17 protein-coding genes are annotated in these 15,059 nt (G+C 72.9%); 11 read left to right on the forward strand and 6 right to left on the reverse strand.

Going from position 1 to position 15,059, the window contains the following annotated elements:
- Window positions 1-139 precede the first annotated feature (139 nt).
- Window positions 140-373 carry a hypothetical protein gene (locus ACWENQ_RS37180; RefSeq protein WP_354914428.1) on the forward strand — a complete coding sequence of 78 codons (234 nt, stop codon included), beginning with the start codon at window positions 140-142 and terminating at the stop codon, window positions 371-373.
- Here the strand turns inward: ACWENQ_RS37180 and ACWENQ_RS37185 are convergent.
- Window positions 347-1,393: a fatty acid desaturase family protein gene (locus ACWENQ_RS37185; protein WP_452418405.1), complete on the reverse strand. Its 1,047-nt coding sequence runs from the start codon at window positions 1,391-1,393 to the stop codon at window positions 347-349. The two genes, ACWENQ_RS37180 and ACWENQ_RS37185, sit on opposite strands and share 27 nt — an antisense overlap.
- A gap of 104 nt (window positions 1,394-1,497) precedes the next feature.
- Between ACWENQ_RS37185 and ACWENQ_RS37190 the strand changes: the two genes are divergently transcribed.
- On the forward strand, window positions 1,498-2,385 hold the full coding sequence (locus tag ACWENQ_RS37190) for a phosphotransferase enzyme family protein (RefSeq protein ID WP_452418407.1): 888 nt from the start codon (window positions 1,498-1,500) through the stop codon (window positions 2,383-2,385).
- A gap of 40 nt (window positions 2,386-2,425) precedes the next feature.
- Here the strand turns inward: ACWENQ_RS37190 and ACWENQ_RS37195 are convergent, their stop codons facing one another.
- Window positions 2,426-3,013: a hypothetical protein gene (locus ACWENQ_RS37195; RefSeq protein WP_452418409.1), complete on the reverse strand. Its 588-nt coding sequence runs from the start codon at window positions 3,011-3,013 to the stop codon at window positions 2,426-2,428.
- Between the two features lie 144 nt (window positions 3,014-3,157).
- Between ACWENQ_RS37195 and ACWENQ_RS37200 the strand changes: the two genes are divergently transcribed.
- The 6 genes from ACWENQ_RS37200 to ACWENQ_RS37225 are packed head-to-tail and all read left to right on the forward strand — an operon-like array spanning window position 3,158 to window position 5,999.
- Window positions 3,158-3,910: a hypothetical protein gene (locus ACWENQ_RS37200; protein WP_452418411.1), complete on the forward strand. Its 753-nt coding sequence runs from the start codon at window positions 3,158-3,160 to the stop codon at window positions 3,908-3,910.
- Window positions 3,907-4,422, forward strand: a complete 516-nt coding sequence (locus ACWENQ_RS37205) for a hypothetical protein (RefSeq protein ID WP_449918385.1) — start codon at window positions 3,907-3,909, stop codon at window positions 4,420-4,422. The genes ACWENQ_RS37200 and ACWENQ_RS37205 overlap by 4 nt, the downstream gene beginning before the upstream one ends.
- Window positions 4,412-4,948: a hypothetical protein gene (locus tag ACWENQ_RS37210; protein ID WP_452418413.1), complete on the forward strand. Its 537-nt coding sequence runs from the start codon at window positions 4,412-4,414 to the stop codon at window positions 4,946-4,948. Before ACWENQ_RS37205 ends, ACWENQ_RS37210 begins: the two co-directional genes overlap by 11 nt.
- Window positions 4,936-5,100, forward strand: coding sequence for a hypothetical protein (locus ACWENQ_RS37215; RefSeq protein ID WP_449918380.1), 165 nt, complete (start codon window positions 4,936-4,938; stop codon window positions 5,098-5,100). Before ACWENQ_RS37210 ends, ACWENQ_RS37215 begins: the two co-directional genes overlap by 13 nt.
- A 54-nt stretch (window positions 5,101-5,154) precedes the next feature.
- Window positions 5,155-5,676 carry a hypothetical protein gene (locus tag ACWENQ_RS37220; RefSeq protein ID WP_449918377.1) on the forward strand — a complete coding sequence of 174 codons (522 nt, stop codon included), beginning with the start codon at window positions 5,155-5,157 and terminating at the stop codon, window positions 5,674-5,676.
- Complete coding sequence (locus ACWENQ_RS37225) at window positions 5,670-5,999, forward strand: hypothetical protein (protein WP_452418414.1); 330 nt, start codon at window positions 5,670-5,672, stop codon at window positions 5,997-5,999. Before ACWENQ_RS37220 ends, ACWENQ_RS37225 begins: the two co-directional genes overlap by 7 nt.
- Window positions 6,000-6,185: 186 nt before the next feature.
- On the opposite strand, the gene ACWENQ_RS37230 is transcribed toward ACWENQ_RS37225, so the two are convergent.
- A complete protein-coding gene (locus ACWENQ_RS37230) occupies window positions 6,186-7,409 on the reverse strand; it encodes an MFS transporter (protein WP_452418416.1) in 1,224 nt (407 codons plus the stop codon).
- 65 nt (window positions 7,410-7,474) lie between these two features.
- Between ACWENQ_RS37230 and ACWENQ_RS37235 the strand changes: the two genes are divergently transcribed.
- Window positions 7,475-7,873: a MerR family transcriptional regulator gene (locus tag ACWENQ_RS37235; protein ID WP_449918372.1), complete on the forward strand. Its 399-nt coding sequence runs from the start codon at window positions 7,475-7,477 to the stop codon at window positions 7,871-7,873.
- Between the two features lie 33 nt (window positions 7,874-7,906).
- Here the strand turns inward: ACWENQ_RS37235 and ACWENQ_RS37240 are convergent, their stop codons facing one another.
- The gene (locus ACWENQ_RS37240) at window positions 7,907-8,404 is read right to left on the reverse strand and encodes a cysteine hydrolase family protein (RefSeq protein WP_452418417.1); all 498 of its coding nucleotides are present in this window, start codon (window positions 8,402-8,404) and stop codon (window positions 7,907-7,909) included.
- A 95-nt stretch (window positions 8,405-8,499) separates the two neighbouring features.
- Here ACWENQ_RS37240 and ACWENQ_RS37245 point away from each other — a divergent pair, with 95 nt between their 5' ends.
- Window positions 8,500-9,792 (forward strand): FAD-dependent monooxygenase, encoded by a 1,293-nt coding sequence (locus ACWENQ_RS37245; protein WP_452418419.1) that lies wholly within the window; start codon window positions 8,500-8,502, stop codon window positions 9,790-9,792.
- A gap of 67 nt (window positions 9,793-9,859) precedes the next feature.
- Here ACWENQ_RS37245 and ACWENQ_RS37250 read toward each other — a convergent pair whose 3' ends face one another.
- Window positions 9,860-12,520 (reverse strand): BTAD domain-containing putative transcriptional regulator, encoded by a 2,661-nt coding sequence (locus tag ACWENQ_RS37250; protein WP_452418421.1) that lies wholly within the window; start codon window positions 12,518-12,520, stop codon window positions 9,860-9,862.
- 178 nt (window positions 12,521-12,698) lie between these two features.
- Window positions 12,699-13,772 (reverse strand): winged helix DNA-binding domain-containing protein, encoded by a 1,074-nt coding sequence (locus ACWENQ_RS37255; RefSeq protein WP_452418422.1) that lies wholly within the window; start codon window positions 13,770-13,772, stop codon window positions 12,699-12,701.
- A 78-nt stretch (window positions 13,773-13,850) separates the two neighbouring features.
- Here ACWENQ_RS37255 and ACWENQ_RS37260 point away from each other — a divergent pair, with 78 nt between their 5' ends.
- Window positions 13,851-14,768: a zinc-binding dehydrogenase gene (locus ACWENQ_RS37260; protein ID WP_452418424.1), complete on the forward strand. Its 918-nt coding sequence runs from the start codon at window positions 13,851-13,853 to the stop codon at window positions 14,766-14,768.
- Window positions 14,769-15,059 lie beyond the last annotated feature (291 nt).

Here is a 15,059-nt window from a genome sequence, read left to right on the forward strand (position 1 = left end):
GGGTCGGCCCGGTACGCGTCCTGGCTACTTCCCGCCCCTGGTCATGGGGGCCGTCTACACCGTCACCGGCGCCTACGCTCACGGCCCTTGCCGCTCTCCTCTACACATTGAAGGCATTTCGGCCGGGTAAGGGATCGGAATGAGCACACAGGATGAGCGCCGCCGGCCCGAAGACGAGCTTCGCCGGCTCGACGAGGACATCGCGAAGCTGAAAGGGTCGACCGCCGAGATTCGCGCCCAGGTCAGGGACATGGGCGCGACGGATGCGATCGAGCGGGCGGCGATGCTGAGCATGGCCGACGAGCAGGACGTCCTGATCTCCGAGCTCGAGGTGAGACGGGAGCGGCTACGCGCCCGCCTCGGCTCCTCTTAGCGTGCGGCCGACCTCGTGAAGGTGGCGGAGCGCCTGGCCGTAGGAGCTGAACACGCCCGACTCGACGTACTCCACCCCGAGGTCCTCGCAGTACGCCCGCACGATCGGCCGGGCCCTGCGCAGGTTGGGCGTGGGCATGTTCGGGAACAGGTGGTGCTCGATCTGGTGGTTGAGCCCGCCGAACACCACGTCGGCCAGCCAGCCGCCGCGGACGTTGCGCGAGGTCAGCACCTGCTTGCGAAGGAAGTCCAGCTCGTCGGCGGCGGTGAGCACCGGCATGCCCTTGTGGTTGGGCGCGAACGTGCAGCCGAGATAGACACCGAAGACCGCCTGGTGCACCAGCGTGAACACCACGGCCATGCCGAACGGCAGCACGCTGAAGATCAGTCCGAAGTACCACGCGAAGTGCAGCACCAGCAGCGTCCCCTCGAGGCCGCGCCGCCGCATCGCCTTGGTGCGCAGCGCCTTGAAACTGGCCACGTGCAGGTGCCAGCTCTCCAGCGTGAGCAGCGGGAAGAACAGGAACGCCTGCCAGCGCGCCACGAACCTGGGCAGGCCGCGGGCGCGCTCCACCTGGTCGGTCGACCAGACGATCACCGCGGGTGAGACGTCGGGGTCATGGTCCTCGTGGTTGGGATTGGCGTGGTGGCGGGTGTGCTTGTCGGTCCACCAGCCGTAGCCCATGCCGATCAGCAGGTTGCCCACGAGGCGGCCGGCGAACTCGCTCGGCCGGCGGGTCCGGAACACCTGCCGGTGCGCCAGGTCGTGTGCGGCCAGCGCCACCTGCGCGAACGCCAAGGCCAGCGCGAAGGCCACGAGCAGCTGCCACCAGGAGTCGCCCACCAGGACGAACGCCACCCAGCCGCCGGCGAAGAAAAGGCCCACCAGGCTGAGGCGAAGCGTGTAGTAGAGAGGCCGCCTGTCCAGCAGGCCGGCTTCGTTGATCTTGCGTGCCAGTCGTGCGAAGTCGCTGCCGCGGGCTTCGACGGTGACGGGGACGTCGGTCACGGGGCTCCTCATGAGCGTCGGACAATGGCCCCACCCTTGCGTGCACTCCCGTACCAGGGCAATCGATCGTCAGTTCGGTGGTCTCGTGTCGGGGTCGCGTCGGCCAGACTGGAGAGATGATCTACGCCGGCACCCCGCTCACCGATGCCGTCCGCCGCGCCGTCACCTCCGTCTGGGGCATCCCCGCCGGCGACGGTGAGCGCCTGCACGGGGGCGAGGAGTCGGCCGCCTACCTGCTCGGCGGGCACGTGGTCCGGGTGGGCCCCGCGTCGCGCGCCACCGCCGACGCCGAATGGTGCCACGCCGTCGCCCGCCACGCCGCCGACCGGATGCCCGAGGCCGTGGCCCCGCTGCCCACCCCCACCGGGGACACCGTCATCAGGGTCGACGGCCGCCTCGTCTCGCTCTGGCCGTACGTCGAGGGGAGCTGGCCCGACTCCGACGAGCCCGAGCAGCGCGCCCAGGGCGCGCGGCTGCTGGCCCGCCTGCACGCCGCCCTGGCCGACTGCCGTCCCGGCCCGCGCCCGTCACCCGCCTTCCAGGAGTCAGGCCTGTACGGCGAGCCGCCCCGCGACGCCGCCGGCCTCGACGACCCCGCGTTGGACCGGTGGCTGGCCGAGTTCCACCGCACGCACCCGGTCAGGCACCCGCTCCACGGCGACTACTACACCGGCAACACCCTCGCCAGGAACGGCGCCGTCGTCGCCGTCCTCGACTGGGACGAGACGTTCGTCGGCGCCCCCGAGGTCGAGCTGGCCGCCGCCGCGCTGGAGTGGGGCGACGACGAGCTGGGCGCCGGCAAGGAGTTCGTCGACGCCTACCTCGCCGCCGGCGGCACCGCGGCCCCGCTGACGGAGGAGGAGCTGGCCCAGCTGATCAGGCACAAGCTGCGCCGCGAGTACGCCTACTTCCACAAGGCCGTCGCCGCCGGGGTGGTCCACGACGAGGAGGACCTCGACTACCACCGCGAGCGCGTCGCCCTCTTCCACAGCCTGGCCCCCTGACGCGAGCCGTTCCCGGGTCGCTCCCCGCCCGCGCGGCGCGCTACCCGGTCTGGCCGGTCGGCCGGCGGCTCGCGCCCGCCGCGCGCGCGAGGCGGCGCCAGGACAGCGCGATCGTGACGATCACGACGAGCCCGGCGGCCGCCGCCCACCACCAGGCGGCCCACCATGGCCGGGGAGGCTCGGCCGGCAGGCCGACACCCACCAGCGCGTCCTTGAGGAAGGCCGGGGCCCGGTGCCAGCCCGTCCGGACGACGTGCCGCTGCGCCGGGGTGTGGACGAGGGGGGCGCCCGCGGCGTACGGATACAGATCCTGGACGACTTCGGAGTCGTCCTCCGGCAGGTGCCAGGCGAGGCGGTAGCGCGGCCCCAGGTCGCCGGGCGGGGGAGCGGGACGGAACTCGCCCGGCAGCTCGGCGACCAGCGCGACGGTGACCGCCGAGCCCTCCCGGACCAGGTCCAGGCTCGCCGCCGTCCGCTCGTCGTCCGGGCTGATGCGGAGGGGGACGGAAAGCCCCGGGCCGGTGAGGACCCCGCTGTCCACACCTTTCGCCAGGGCGGGCGTCGCTGTCCAGGGAAAGGCGAGAAGAAAGGAGAAAAGAAAGGCGAGAAAGAATCCCGTGCGGGTCATGACTCCATTACACGCTGAAACCGCGGCGAATGTCATTGATAGTTGCGCTACTTCTGGATTTCCGAAATTCCTTGACGGGGCGCGGCCGTGGATCCAACACTATGGAAGTTCTTGTGACTCACCACCTGGAAAAAAGGGGGACGCGTGGTCGCGACTCTTTCCGAAATCGTGCGGTTAGCTCCCGACGGGGCCCGCGTCACCATCACCCTTCCGCCCGAGGCCGACCAGCTGGCCTGGCACGCGCACACCCGGTTCGCCGGGCCCCCGCTGGTCCAGAGCTTCGACCTGGCCCCCGCCGGCCAGCGGCAGGTGATCCCGAGGAAGATCTTCCCCGGCGGCAAGGTCGAGACGTTCCGCCGCTCGGGCTTCGACCTGGTGCTGTACGAGGCGGCCGACCGTACCAACAGCTGCCTGGTGTGGGCGGGGCCGCACAACGAGGCGACCACCTGGTTCGGCGGCCCCGCCCCCCGCCGCGCCGTCCTGAACCGCCTGGTGGCGAACCTGACCTTCGCCGACTCGCCGGAGGGCGCGCGGCTGGTGCCGGCCGACGCGGTGGCGAACCTCCAGCAGTCCACCACCGTGCTCATCGGCAACAGCGAGCGGATGGTCATGATGGTCAAGGACGCCCGGGGCGCGCGGGAGGAGCTGCCCACCTGGAGGGGCGCGACGCAGGGCGACGCGGAGGTGTGGAAGGAGCCGCTGGGCCTCGACCCCGAGCAGGCCGACGCGGTGCGCGGCACGCCGTTCGAGTGGCGCTACATCATCGCCAACGCCACCTCCATCACCGAACTCGTCTTCCACCGGCGGGCGGCCGAGGCCGCGCAGCTCAGAAGCACCGAGGAGCACGACAAGGCCGCCGCCGTCCTGGCGGGCGTGAAGGCCGTGTGGGGCGGATGAGCCTCGCCACGGCTCTCGCCCTGCTGTCCCTCCTCCTGTCGGTCTTCGCGATCCTCGCGGTCGGCGCCGTCTACGCCCGGCTGCGGATGATGGAGCAGACCGTGCTGAAACCGGGGCGCGACCGGCTCGACGACGAGGTGCGCGAGGCGCCGCCCGCGCTCAGGCCCGGCCGTGACCAGGACGGCACGCTCGTCCTCATGCTCGACGCCTCCTGCTCCATCTGCCGGCAGGTCTGGGCCGCCGCGGCGGCCGTGTCGCGGTCCAGGACACGCGTCGTCGCGGTGTTCTCCCACGCGGACTCGGCGCAGGGTTTCGACGGACCCGTCGAGAAGGTGGCCGATCCCGACCTGTGGACCGCCCTCCACGAGGGATACACCCCGTGCGTGCTCGCGGTCGACGCCACGGGACGGATCACGGACCGGCGGTTCGTCTACGCCGACACCGACCTGCCCACCCTGTTCCACGACCTCATCCCCTCCCTCTCGACCTCCGGGAGCAGCCATGCGTCTTGACCTCATCCCTTCGGCCGAGACCGCGCCCGAAGGCGCGGCCCCGAGCCTCGTCCGCAGCCTCATCCCCGACGCCCCGGTCGCCCGCCGGACCGTGCTGCGCGGCCTGCTGGTCGGCGCGATCTCCGCCACGCTGGTGCCGTTCGAGTGGGTCCTGTCCAAGCGGGCCGCCCACGCCGCCGGGCCCACCTCGGAGTGGACCGCCGCCAACTGCAGTGACGGCTACCCCTACGGGTACGGCGAGGGCGCCAACAACTGGTGGGTGGACAACAAGAAGGTCTGCTTCGGCGGCTGGCGGATGGGCAGCTACCCCTGCTCGTCCGGGTCGAGGGGATACCACTTCGAAGGCTGGCGCGGCTACTACGACGAGGGCTACACCTCCACGCGCGTCACCACCTGCAGCAGGCGCAACGCCTGGCGGTGGACCTCCAGCGGCACCACCTACCGCTGCTCCGACGCCAGCACCTTCGTCCGCTGGAACGACGGCGACAGCTACACCGGCCTGACGATCGCCATGTGCTTCCTGTGATCGCACTTCGCCGGCTGGGCCTTCACCCCGTCGTCCTCGCGGCGCCGATCGTGCTCGGCGCCGCGGTGCCGTGGGCGGTGAAGGCCCCGGCCTTCCTCCTGTTCCTCTGGGCGGGCCTCAACGCCGGGTACGCCAACTCCGGCAGCACTTGAAGCCACAACTCGGCATTCCTGCTGAGCGCGTCGGTCTGGCGCGGTTCTGGTGCGTTGGCCTACTTCGGTGTCGGCCTGCTGCTCGGGGCGTCGAGCGTCGCCCTCGTCGCCGGGGCGATCGGTGGCGTGCTCCAGGCGCTGCTTCCGCCGTACGTCCGGCTCGCGGGCCTGGCCCTCCTGGCGGTGGTGGTTTTCCTGCGGGAGGCGGGCCTGATCACGCTGACGGTCCCGGAGAACCGGCGGCTCGTGCCCGAGCACGTGCTCGGCCGCGGCCGGGTGCTGGGCGGCATCCAGTTCGGGTTCGAGATGGGGACGGGCATGCGCACGTACTCCCCGTCGGCCCTGCCTCACCTGGTGCTCGTGTCGCTGCTGCTCGCCGTGCCGTTCTCCGGCGCGATGGCCGCGGCGGTGGGCTTCGCCGCGGCGCGCTGGATCATGGCGGCGGCCAGCATCACCCACGGTGACGACGGGGAGTGGACGGAGCTCTGGCTCGGCAACCAGCGGCTGCTGGCCGTCGCGACCGCGGTCGGGACCATCGCTTCCCTGCTGCTCGGCCTGTGGGCGGCAGGATGGTGAAGGCACTCGTCGTCGTCCACGACAGCGGGTGCGGCGGGTGTTCGGCCATCGCGTCGGCGCTGTCCGGGGTGCTGGCCCCGCCCGTGCTCGTCCGTTCCTGCCGCGACCCGCACCTGGTACGGGAGTTCCCCGTGCTGCGCGGGGAGGTCCCGTGCGCCCGCCCGCTGGCGGTCGCCCTGACGCAGGACGGCCGGGCCGAGCTGCTGAGCGGGTTGCGGCTGATGTGGCGGGGAGCGCTGCTGGTCGCCCCCGGCCGCCGCCGCGCCGCTTTCCGGCTGGCCGTCACCATCCTGAGAACCCGGCGCCGATCCACGACCGGATGACCGCCCCTCGCGCCATTCTTTCGCATGGCTTTCCGGCCGTTCCTTTCGCCATTCTTTCTTTTCTCGCGGCGCCGGAGGGAGAAACCGCCGGGCATTCAGGCCGGGTTCTCCGCGTGGGTCAGCGTCTCCCGGCCGAGGAAATGGTTCACGCGGCCGGACGGCCCTGCGCGACATGCGGAGGCCTTCTCAACTTTTCGAGGGAGCCGGGTTCGCGCGGCGGGCGGGGAAGCCGTGGGTGCGCGCGGCGATCACGACGGCCAGCACCGGCGTCAGGAGCACCAGGACGGTCCAGGGGAAGGAGGCGGCGCCCAGGAGGTTCAGCAGCACGCCGCCGGCCACGCCGCCGCCCGCCATGGCCGCGTTCCACAAGGTGACGAGCATCGCCTGGGCCGTGTCGGCCGCCTCGCCACCCGCCTGGCCGGCGGCGGTCTGCAACAGGGTGGGGACGCCGCCCCAGCCGAGCCCCCACACCGTCACCGCGACGTAGACCAGGGCGGGGCTGCCGGCCGGCACCGCCAGGGCGGCGGCCGCCACGGCGACCAGGACGGTGCCCGCGACGGTGAGCGCGCGCAGCCGCCGGTCGATGTGCGCGCCGACGATCCAGATGCTCACCAGGGAGGCGGCGCCGAACAGCAGCAGGACGAGGTCGACCGAGTCGCCCATGCCGAACCGGTCGAGGAAGGTGGCGATGTAGGTGTAGAGGATGGTGTGCGCCAGAACGAACACCAGCGTGACGACCAGGATGGGGGCCACGCCGGGGGCGGTGAGGGTCCGCAGGATCGGCGGCCGGCCGGCACGCCGCTGTCCCGGCTGGTCGGGGACCGCCAGCAGGATCCACGCGACCAGGACGACGGCCAACCCGGTCATGACCGAGAACGTCACCTGCCAGCCGAGCACCCCGCCGAGGAAGGTCCCCGCGGGCACGCCCAGCGACAGCGCGAGCGGGATGCCCGCCATGACGACCGCGATCGCCTTGCCCTGCAGGTGGTCGGGGGCCAGCCGGCGGGCGTACCCGGCCAGCAGGGCCCACACCAGCCCCGCGGCCACCCCGGCGACGAACCTGGCCGCCATGGTCAACGGGAAGGACGCCGAGACCGCCGTCACCGTGTTGGCGACGGCGAACCCCGCCACCCCGGCCAGCAGCAACCGCCTGCGCGACCACCCTGCTGTGGCGGCGGAGAGCGGGATCGCCGCGACCGCCGTGCCGATCGCGTAGATCGTCACGGACTGCCCCATCGCTGACACGCTGACGCCGAGGTCGGCGCTCATCGAGGGGAGCACGCCGGCGGGCAGCGCCTCGGTCAGAACGGTGATGAAGGCGGCCGTGGTCAACGCCAGAAGCGCGGCGAGCGGGAGTTTCCGGTCATCGGCGGCGACGTGGGGATCGACAATGGTGTCGTGATCTCTCATGGCTCGTATGCTCAAACCATCACATAGATGTGAAGGTCAATGTGACGAGGTGTGAGGTGGAGCACATGCGCATCGGAGAGCTGTCCGAGCGGACCGGCACGCACCGCCGGCTGTTGCGCTACTACGAGGAGCAGGGGCTGATCGCCCCCGACCGCTGCGCGAACGGCTACCGCACCTACGACGAGCGTCTCGTCGACCGGGTCCTGCAGATCAGAGGGCTGCTCGACGCGGGCCTGCCGACCAGGATCATCAAACAGATCCTGCCCTGCCTCGACAAGCCCAGAATCATCCACTTCACCGACGCGACACCGGAGATGCTCTCCACGCTGGAACAGGAGCGCGATCGCATGACCCGGCGCATCTCCTGCCTGACCCGCAACAGGGACGCGATCGCCGACTACCTCGACGCCGTCCGCGCCGACGCCGCACCCGGCCCGGCGCCCGAGCCCCCCGCGACCCCCTGACACGCCTTGGCGGGCCGCGCACGGCCCACGCCCTCAGAAGGTGATCTCGTCGACCCGCGCGATCCTGGCGCCCGAGGCGGCCAGCTCCCTCTCCACCTCGGCGGCGATCTCGCCGGCCGGCCGGTCGGCGTCGTAGGTGGCGTGGGCGCCGCTGACCAGCGTCACCTCGTGGCCGAGGGCCAGCGCCGTGAGCGAGGTCTCGCGGACGCAGTACTCGCTCTGCATGCCCGCCACCACCACGTGGCCGGCCGGCGGCAGCAGGTCGATCAGGTCGGTGTTGGCGAAGGAGTCGGGGACCTCCTTGTCGATGACGGGCTCACCCTCGAGCGGCCGGTGGACCAGCTCCCACCCCGGCGAACCCGGCACGTCGGGATCGCGGGGCCCGCCGTTGTTGCGGACCCAGACCACCGGCTCGCCGGCGGCACGCGCCCGGTCGAGCAGGGCGCCGATCGCCGTTGACACGCTCTCCCAGGCCGGGACGGGGGTGGGGGGCTCCAGCATGTTCCGCTGGACGTCGATGAGCAGAAGCACCCGAACACCGTATCGAATCACTGCGCGCGGCGCCATGACAGCCGCCGCCAGTCCATGACAGCGATATGACAGCGGCGCCGTGCAGGGTGAGCGGCATGACACACGTTCTCATCGTCGGCTCCGGGCCGACCGGATTGACCCTCGCCATCGAGCTGGCCCGCCGCGGCGTCGACCTGCGCATCGTGGAGAAGTCTCCCGTGCACCCCGAGGGTGTGCGGGGCAAGGGGCTGCAGCCGCGCACGCTCGAGATCTTCCACGACATGGGGGTCATCGACGAGATCCTGGCGACGGGCGCGGTCTATCCCCCGCTGCGCGCCTACAAGGACGGGCAGACGGTGTGGGAGGGCCGCATGCACGAGCCGAAGGAGCCCAGCGCGAGCGTGCCGTACCCGATGGTGATCATGCAGCCGCAGTGGCGCACCGAGCGGATCCTCAGGGAGCGGCTGGCGCGGCTCGGCCACGAGGTGGAACTGGGCGTGGAGGTCACGGCGTTCGAGCAGGACGCCGAGGGGGTGACGGCCACGTTCGCCGACGGCGAGCGGATCAGGTGCGCCTACCTGGTGGGCGCGGACGGCGGGCGCAGCACCGTGCGCAAGGCGCTGGGCGTGGGGTTCGTGGGGGAGACGTTCGAGAGCGAGCGGATGCTGCTGGCCGACGTGAAGGTCCCCGACGTCGACAGGGAGCACTGGCACCTGTGGGGCGACATGGCCAGCCGCAAGCTGGACGTGAGCCTGTGCCCGCTGCCGGGAACAGACCTGTTCCAGCTCACCGCCCCCTACACCGGGGAGGACGACGTGACGCGGATCCTGGACGAGCACGCGGGCGTGAAGCCGACGGAGGTGGTCTGGCGGTCGGAGTACCGGGTCAACATCAGGATGGCCGAGCGGTTCAGGGTGGGCAGGGTCTTCCTGGCCGGCGACGCGGCGCACGTCCACTCGCCCGCCGGCGGCCAGGGGCTGAACACCGGCGTGCAGGACGCCTACAACCTCGGCTGGAAGCTGGCCGTCGGCTCCGAGCCGCTGCTCGACAGCTACGAGCAGGAGCGGATGCCGGTCGCCGAGCACGTGCTCGGGCTGAGCACCCGCCTGCTGAGGGAGGGCGACCACACACGGGACGAGGAGACGCAGCAGCTGACCCTCGGCTACTGGTACGGCCCGCTGTCGGAGGGCCCGCGCGGCGGTGAGCGGGTGCCGGGCGTGTACGGCGGCGGCCGGTTCACGCTGCTCGCCGACACCACCGAGCGGTACGGCGACGCGGTGCGGGTGCTGCCCCCGCTGCCGGGCCAGGAGGGCGTGCTGCTCGTCCGGCCCGACGGCTACGTCGGCTACGACGGCGACGAGGCGGGCGTGCGCGCCTACCTGTCACGGCTCGGCGTGGAGACCGCGTAGCGAGCGTGCGCCCACCGGCACGGCGTTGCGTGCGCCCACCGGCACGGCGTTGGGGGCGCCCACCGGCTCACGGCTCGGTGTCGAGACCGCGTAGCCGACGGGCCTCGGCCACCATGGCGGCCGCCTCGGGGGCGGGCCGCCACGCCGCCGCGCCCTCCAGCACGGTCGCCCGCACGGTCTTGTCGTCGCACCCCGCCGTCAGCTCCAGCGCCATGTCCGCGTGGTCGCGCGAGCCCGACGCCGTGGCCAGCTCCAGATGGATGAGCGCCACCAGCTGCGCGGGCGCTCCCTCCACGAGCGTCAGCGCCTCGCGCAACAGCTTCGCGGCCGTCACGGGATCGCCGCCGCGCCGCGCCAGCTCGCCCCGACCGTGCAGGACGCGGGCGCGGGCCACCGGGTCGGACTCGGCCGCCTCCCACGCCTGGTCGAGCGCCGCCCCGGCGGCGGCGAAGTCGCCGAGCCTGGCATGCAGCTGGGCCAGGCGCACCCTGAGCATCACGGGGCCGGGGATCGCCTCCAGGCCGCCGATGGCCGTGGCGTGCCGTACGGACTCCGTGGCGAAGGACAGCGCTCGGGCCGTCTCGCCGCGGTTCTCCGCGGCGAGGGACAGCCAGGTGAGGGTCATGGCCTTGCCCCAGCGGTCGCCGGTCGCGGTGTAGCCGTCGAGGGCGGTCGCCAGCAGGGCGTCGGCCGCGCCGGGCGTGCCGTACTCGAACTCGACGATGCCCGCGATCAGCCTCACCGTCGACCTGATCCACGGGTCGGGGTGGTCGCCGAGCCTGACCAGCGACCCTCGCACCCGCGCCATGACGTCGCCGGGCGCGGCGGCCGCGCCGGTCAGCCCCCACCAGGCCAGCGCCGCGGGATGGTCGGAGGCCAGCAGCGCCGGACCCGGCTCGCCGCCGATGATCGCCGCGCACAGCTCGGCCGCGAACCCGTCCCCCGCGGGCATCCTGGACGCCCACGCCCGGGCCTCCCGCCGCCGGCCCCGCATGATCCACAGCCAGGTCCTGGCCAGGAAGAGCCTGAGCGGATCGTCGGTACGGCCGAGGGCGGCGTCGAGGTTGGCCTGCTCGGCCTCGAACACCGCCAGCCCTTCGAGCTGGCGTTCCGTCCTGAGGGTGGCGTCGGCCCGCTCGGCCAGCGCGGTGTAGTAGCCGTCGTGGGCGGCCACGACCGACGGGTCGTCGAGCTTCTCCGCGGCGTAACGGCGCACGGTCTCCAGCACGGTGTAGCGCTCGCCCGTGAACGTCACCAGAGACTTGTCCACCAGCGACTCGATGCCGGGCCCGCACACCTCGCGCACCGCCTCGTAGGTGGCCCCGCCGGAGAACACCGACATCCTGGCCAGCAGCCGCCGCTCGCCGGGCGACAGCAGCTCCCAGCTCCAGTCGATCACAGCGCGCAGCGTGCGGTGCCGGGGCTCGGCCGTACGGCTGCCGCGCAACGACAACCGGTCACCGAGCTGGGCGGCCAGCTGCGCGGGCGACAGGGTGCGCAGCCGCGCGGCGGCCAGCTCGATCGCCAGCGGGATGCCGTCGAGCTCGCGGCAGATGTCCGCCACACCGGACAGGTCGAGCCCCGACCTGGCGGCGGCCGCGCGGTCGCGGAACAGCTCGACGGCCGCCACCTCGTCCAGCGGCGGCACGGCGTGCAGGTGCTCGCCGGTGATGTCCAGCGGCTCCCTGCTGGTGGCGATGACGCGCAGCCCCGGGATCTCGGCCAGCAGCCGCGCCGCCACGTCGGCCGCCTGGTCGATCACGTGCTCGCAGTTGTCCAGCACGATCACCGGGGAGGTGCCGCGCAGCGCCGCCACGGGATCGGCGGCCTTCACCGCGCTGGACAACGCGGTCAGCACGTCCGACGCGGGCGCGAGCGGGATGAGCCACACACCGTCGGGAACCCTGAGAGTGGCGGCGGTCTCGATCGCCAGCCGCGTCTTGCCCGCGCCGCCCGGACCGGTCAGCGTGACCAGCCTGGCGACGCCGAGCAGCTCGCGCACCCTGGCCACGTCGGCGGCACGCCCGACGAAGCTGGTCAGCTGGGCGGGCAGCGTCGAGCCCGGATCCTCCCGCAGCGCCGCCTCGTAGGCGTCGAGCAGCTCGCGACCGGGGTCGGTGCCGAGCTCGTCGGCCAGCCGCCGCCTGATCCGCTCGAACACCTCCAGCGCCTCCGCCCGCCGCCCTGCCGACAGCAGCGCCCGCACCAGCAGCGCGTGGTACGGCTCCCGCAGCGGATGCGCGGCGACCAGCCCCTCGAGCTCGGCCGTCGCGTCGACACCCCGCGCCAGGTCGGCCCCGATCCGCGTCGCGAGCGTCGCCAGGCGCAGCTCCTCTAGGTGGGCGGCGGGCGCGACGGCGAAGAGCAGGCCGGAGGCGTCCGCGAGAGCCGTACCGCGCCACAGAGACAGCGCCTCCTCGGCCGCGCCCTCGCGCGCCAGCCGCTCGAACCGCCACGCGTCGACGTCGTCGGCCCGCACGTCGAGCAGGTAGCCGGACGGATGCGTGACGATCAGGCCAGGAACCTCCCTGCGTGCGCGCGAGACGAGCGACTGGAGCGCGGCGGCCGGGTGCGCGGGCGGGTCGTCCTGCCACAGGTCGTCGACGAGGCGTTCGGCCGCCACCACCCTGCCGGGGTCGAGCGCCAGCCTGACCAGCAGCGCGCGCGGCAGGGCGCCGCGAACCGTCGCGCCTGGCACGTGGAGGGGGCCGAGTATCCCGATGCGCATGCCCACATCCAAGCGTGCCCCTTCCGGACACCGTCACCGACCCCGTCACCTGACCCGCTGCCCACCCGCACACCCTGCCGCCGGCCTCGTCACCTGACCCGCTGTCCACCCGCGAACCACGTCACCTGACGTGGTGCCCACCTCTGAACACCGCCACCGGACGGAGCGCGCCGATCGGCTACGCGTGCGGCCCCACGGTGATCGTGCCGATCGTCAGCCGAGGGGTGGCCTCCAGGATCTCGCCCACCCTGCCGACCTGCTCGTCCAGCTCCTTCAGCTGCGCGGCGCTCAGCTCGTCGAGCGGTTCCACGGTGACGTCCAGGCGCCTGCCGGACCGGCGCTGGTGCCACACCCCCGCCACGATCCCGTCGACCAGCAGCACCGGATAGTTGCCCGCCTGTCCTCCGCCCAGCGCGCGGTCCCACGCCCTGCCGGGGAACAGCTGCTCGCGCGGATGCGAGCCGACCACGAAGGCGTCGAAGTACGGCAGCAGCCGCACGCCTCTCGCCGGCTCGCTGGCCGCCTCGGTGTCGCCCGCGTTCACCCAGCCGCCTTCGACCTCGTCGAGCGCCGCCCGCTCGAACACCCTGGCCGCCCAGGTGATGGGCGCCGCCAGCCATCGGGCGAAGTGCTGGGGCGTGGCCGGGCCGTAGGAGTGGAGGTAAGCCCTGAGCAGCTCGGCCTGCGCGGTCCCGGGGTCGGCGGGCCGTACGTCCGGGCTGGTGTAGGTCACCTTGCGGCCCCGGTTGGGCCCGAACGCGAGCACGCCCCGGTGCGCCGCCAGGTGGGTCGCCTGGCGCCAGCGCGACCACTTCGTCTGGAAGGCGTCCATGACGCGGTCGCCCGCCCAGGGGCCCGCGATGTCGACGACCGCCTCGTCCAGCTCGTCGATCGTGAGTGCCCGGTCCTTGAGCGCGCTGCCGATCGCCTCGACGACCTTCTCGATCTGGTCGGGGGTGAGCAGGTCGACGCGCCCCGCGGGGATGGACGAGAGGGCGCCCGTCCACATGGCCAGGTCGGCGGTGGGGAGCAGGTGCACGGTGCCGCGCGGGCCGTACGTCTTGGTCAGGCTGCGCTCGGTCCACAGCGCCTCGCGGACGTCCACCCTGGTGGTGCCGGGCAGCCGGAGGCTGACCGACAGCTCGGCGGCGGACAGGATCTGCGCGTGCGCCCCGCACATCGCGGCGACGACGTCGGCGGGGCCGCCCTGCTGGGGGAAGTGGCGCGCGAGACGACGGGCGTTCCAGTTCATGGTCTCAGCGTAGGAGCCATTGCGGCACGATTCGTTCCGCTATTCATGCGGAGCGAATCGCTCCGATAGAGTGGGTGCATGAGAGCGATCGTGATGGACGAGTTCGGCGGGCCCGAGGTGTTGCGGCCACGCACGGTTGACGACCCTGCCCCCGGCGAGGGCCAGGTGCTGGTGGAGGTGGCGTTCGCGAGCATCACCTTCGTCGAGACCCAGGTGAGGGCGGGAACCGGGCCCTTCGCGCCGCCCGCGCTGCCCCGCACGCCCGGCAACGGCGTCGGCGGCAGGATCGTCGCCGTCGGTCCAGGCGTCGACCAGGGGCTGGTCGGAACGACAGTGGTGACGACCACCGGCGGCGCGGGCGGTTACGCCTCGCTGGCCGTGGCCGCCGCCGCCGATGCCGTACCCGTGCCGGACGGCGTGCCGCTGCGCGACGCGGTGGCGTTGCTCGCCGACGGGCGTACCGCGGTGATGCTCCACGAGCAGGCGGAGATCAAGCCCGGCGAGCGCGTCCTGGTGCTGGCCGCCGGCGGCGGCGTCGGCGGCCTGCTCCTGCAACTGGCCAAGGCCGCCGGGGCCGTCGTGACCGGGGCCGCGCGCGGCAAGCGCGAAGTCGTGGAGCGCTTCGGCTCCTACGCCGACTACTCGGCCGAAGGATGGGCCCGCTCCCTCGAGGTCGACGTGGTCTTCGACGGGGTCGGCGGCAACGTGGGCACCGAGGCGCTGACCGCCCTCCGCCCCGGCGGCCGAGCCAGCCTGTACGGCATGGCGAGCGGATCGTGGTCGAGGACGGACGGCCTGCCGATCACCGTCATCGAGCGCGGCGGACCGCCCAGCCAGGACGAGCTGCGCCGGCTGGTCGCCAGAGCGCTGGAACTGGCCGCCGAGGGGCAGCTGGTGCCGACGGTCGGGCAGACCTACCCGCTGGAGGAGGCGGCCGCGGCACACCGCGCGATCGAGACCCGCCAGACCACGGGCAAGACCCTGCTGGTCATCTGACCCCGGCACACCCGACCCGTCGGGGTTCCTCTCGCCGGCCGCGCCGGGCGGCACGGTTTCCCTACGTGATCCCGCCCGGCTTCCCTACGTGATCCCGCCCGGCGGCCGGGGTTTCCCTCCCCGGTCGCGCCGAACCGGTCACGCCGGGCGGTCGCCGGTCCCCTCCTCGGTCACGTCGGGCGGTCGCGGGTCCCCTCCTCGGTCACGTCGGGCGGTCGCGGGTCCCCTCCTCGGCCATGCGGGGCGGTCGCGGGTCCCCTCCTCGGTCACGTCGGGCGGTCGCGGTTCCCC

The sequence above is a fragment of the Nonomuraea sp. NPDC004354 genome (assembly GCF_053602555.1).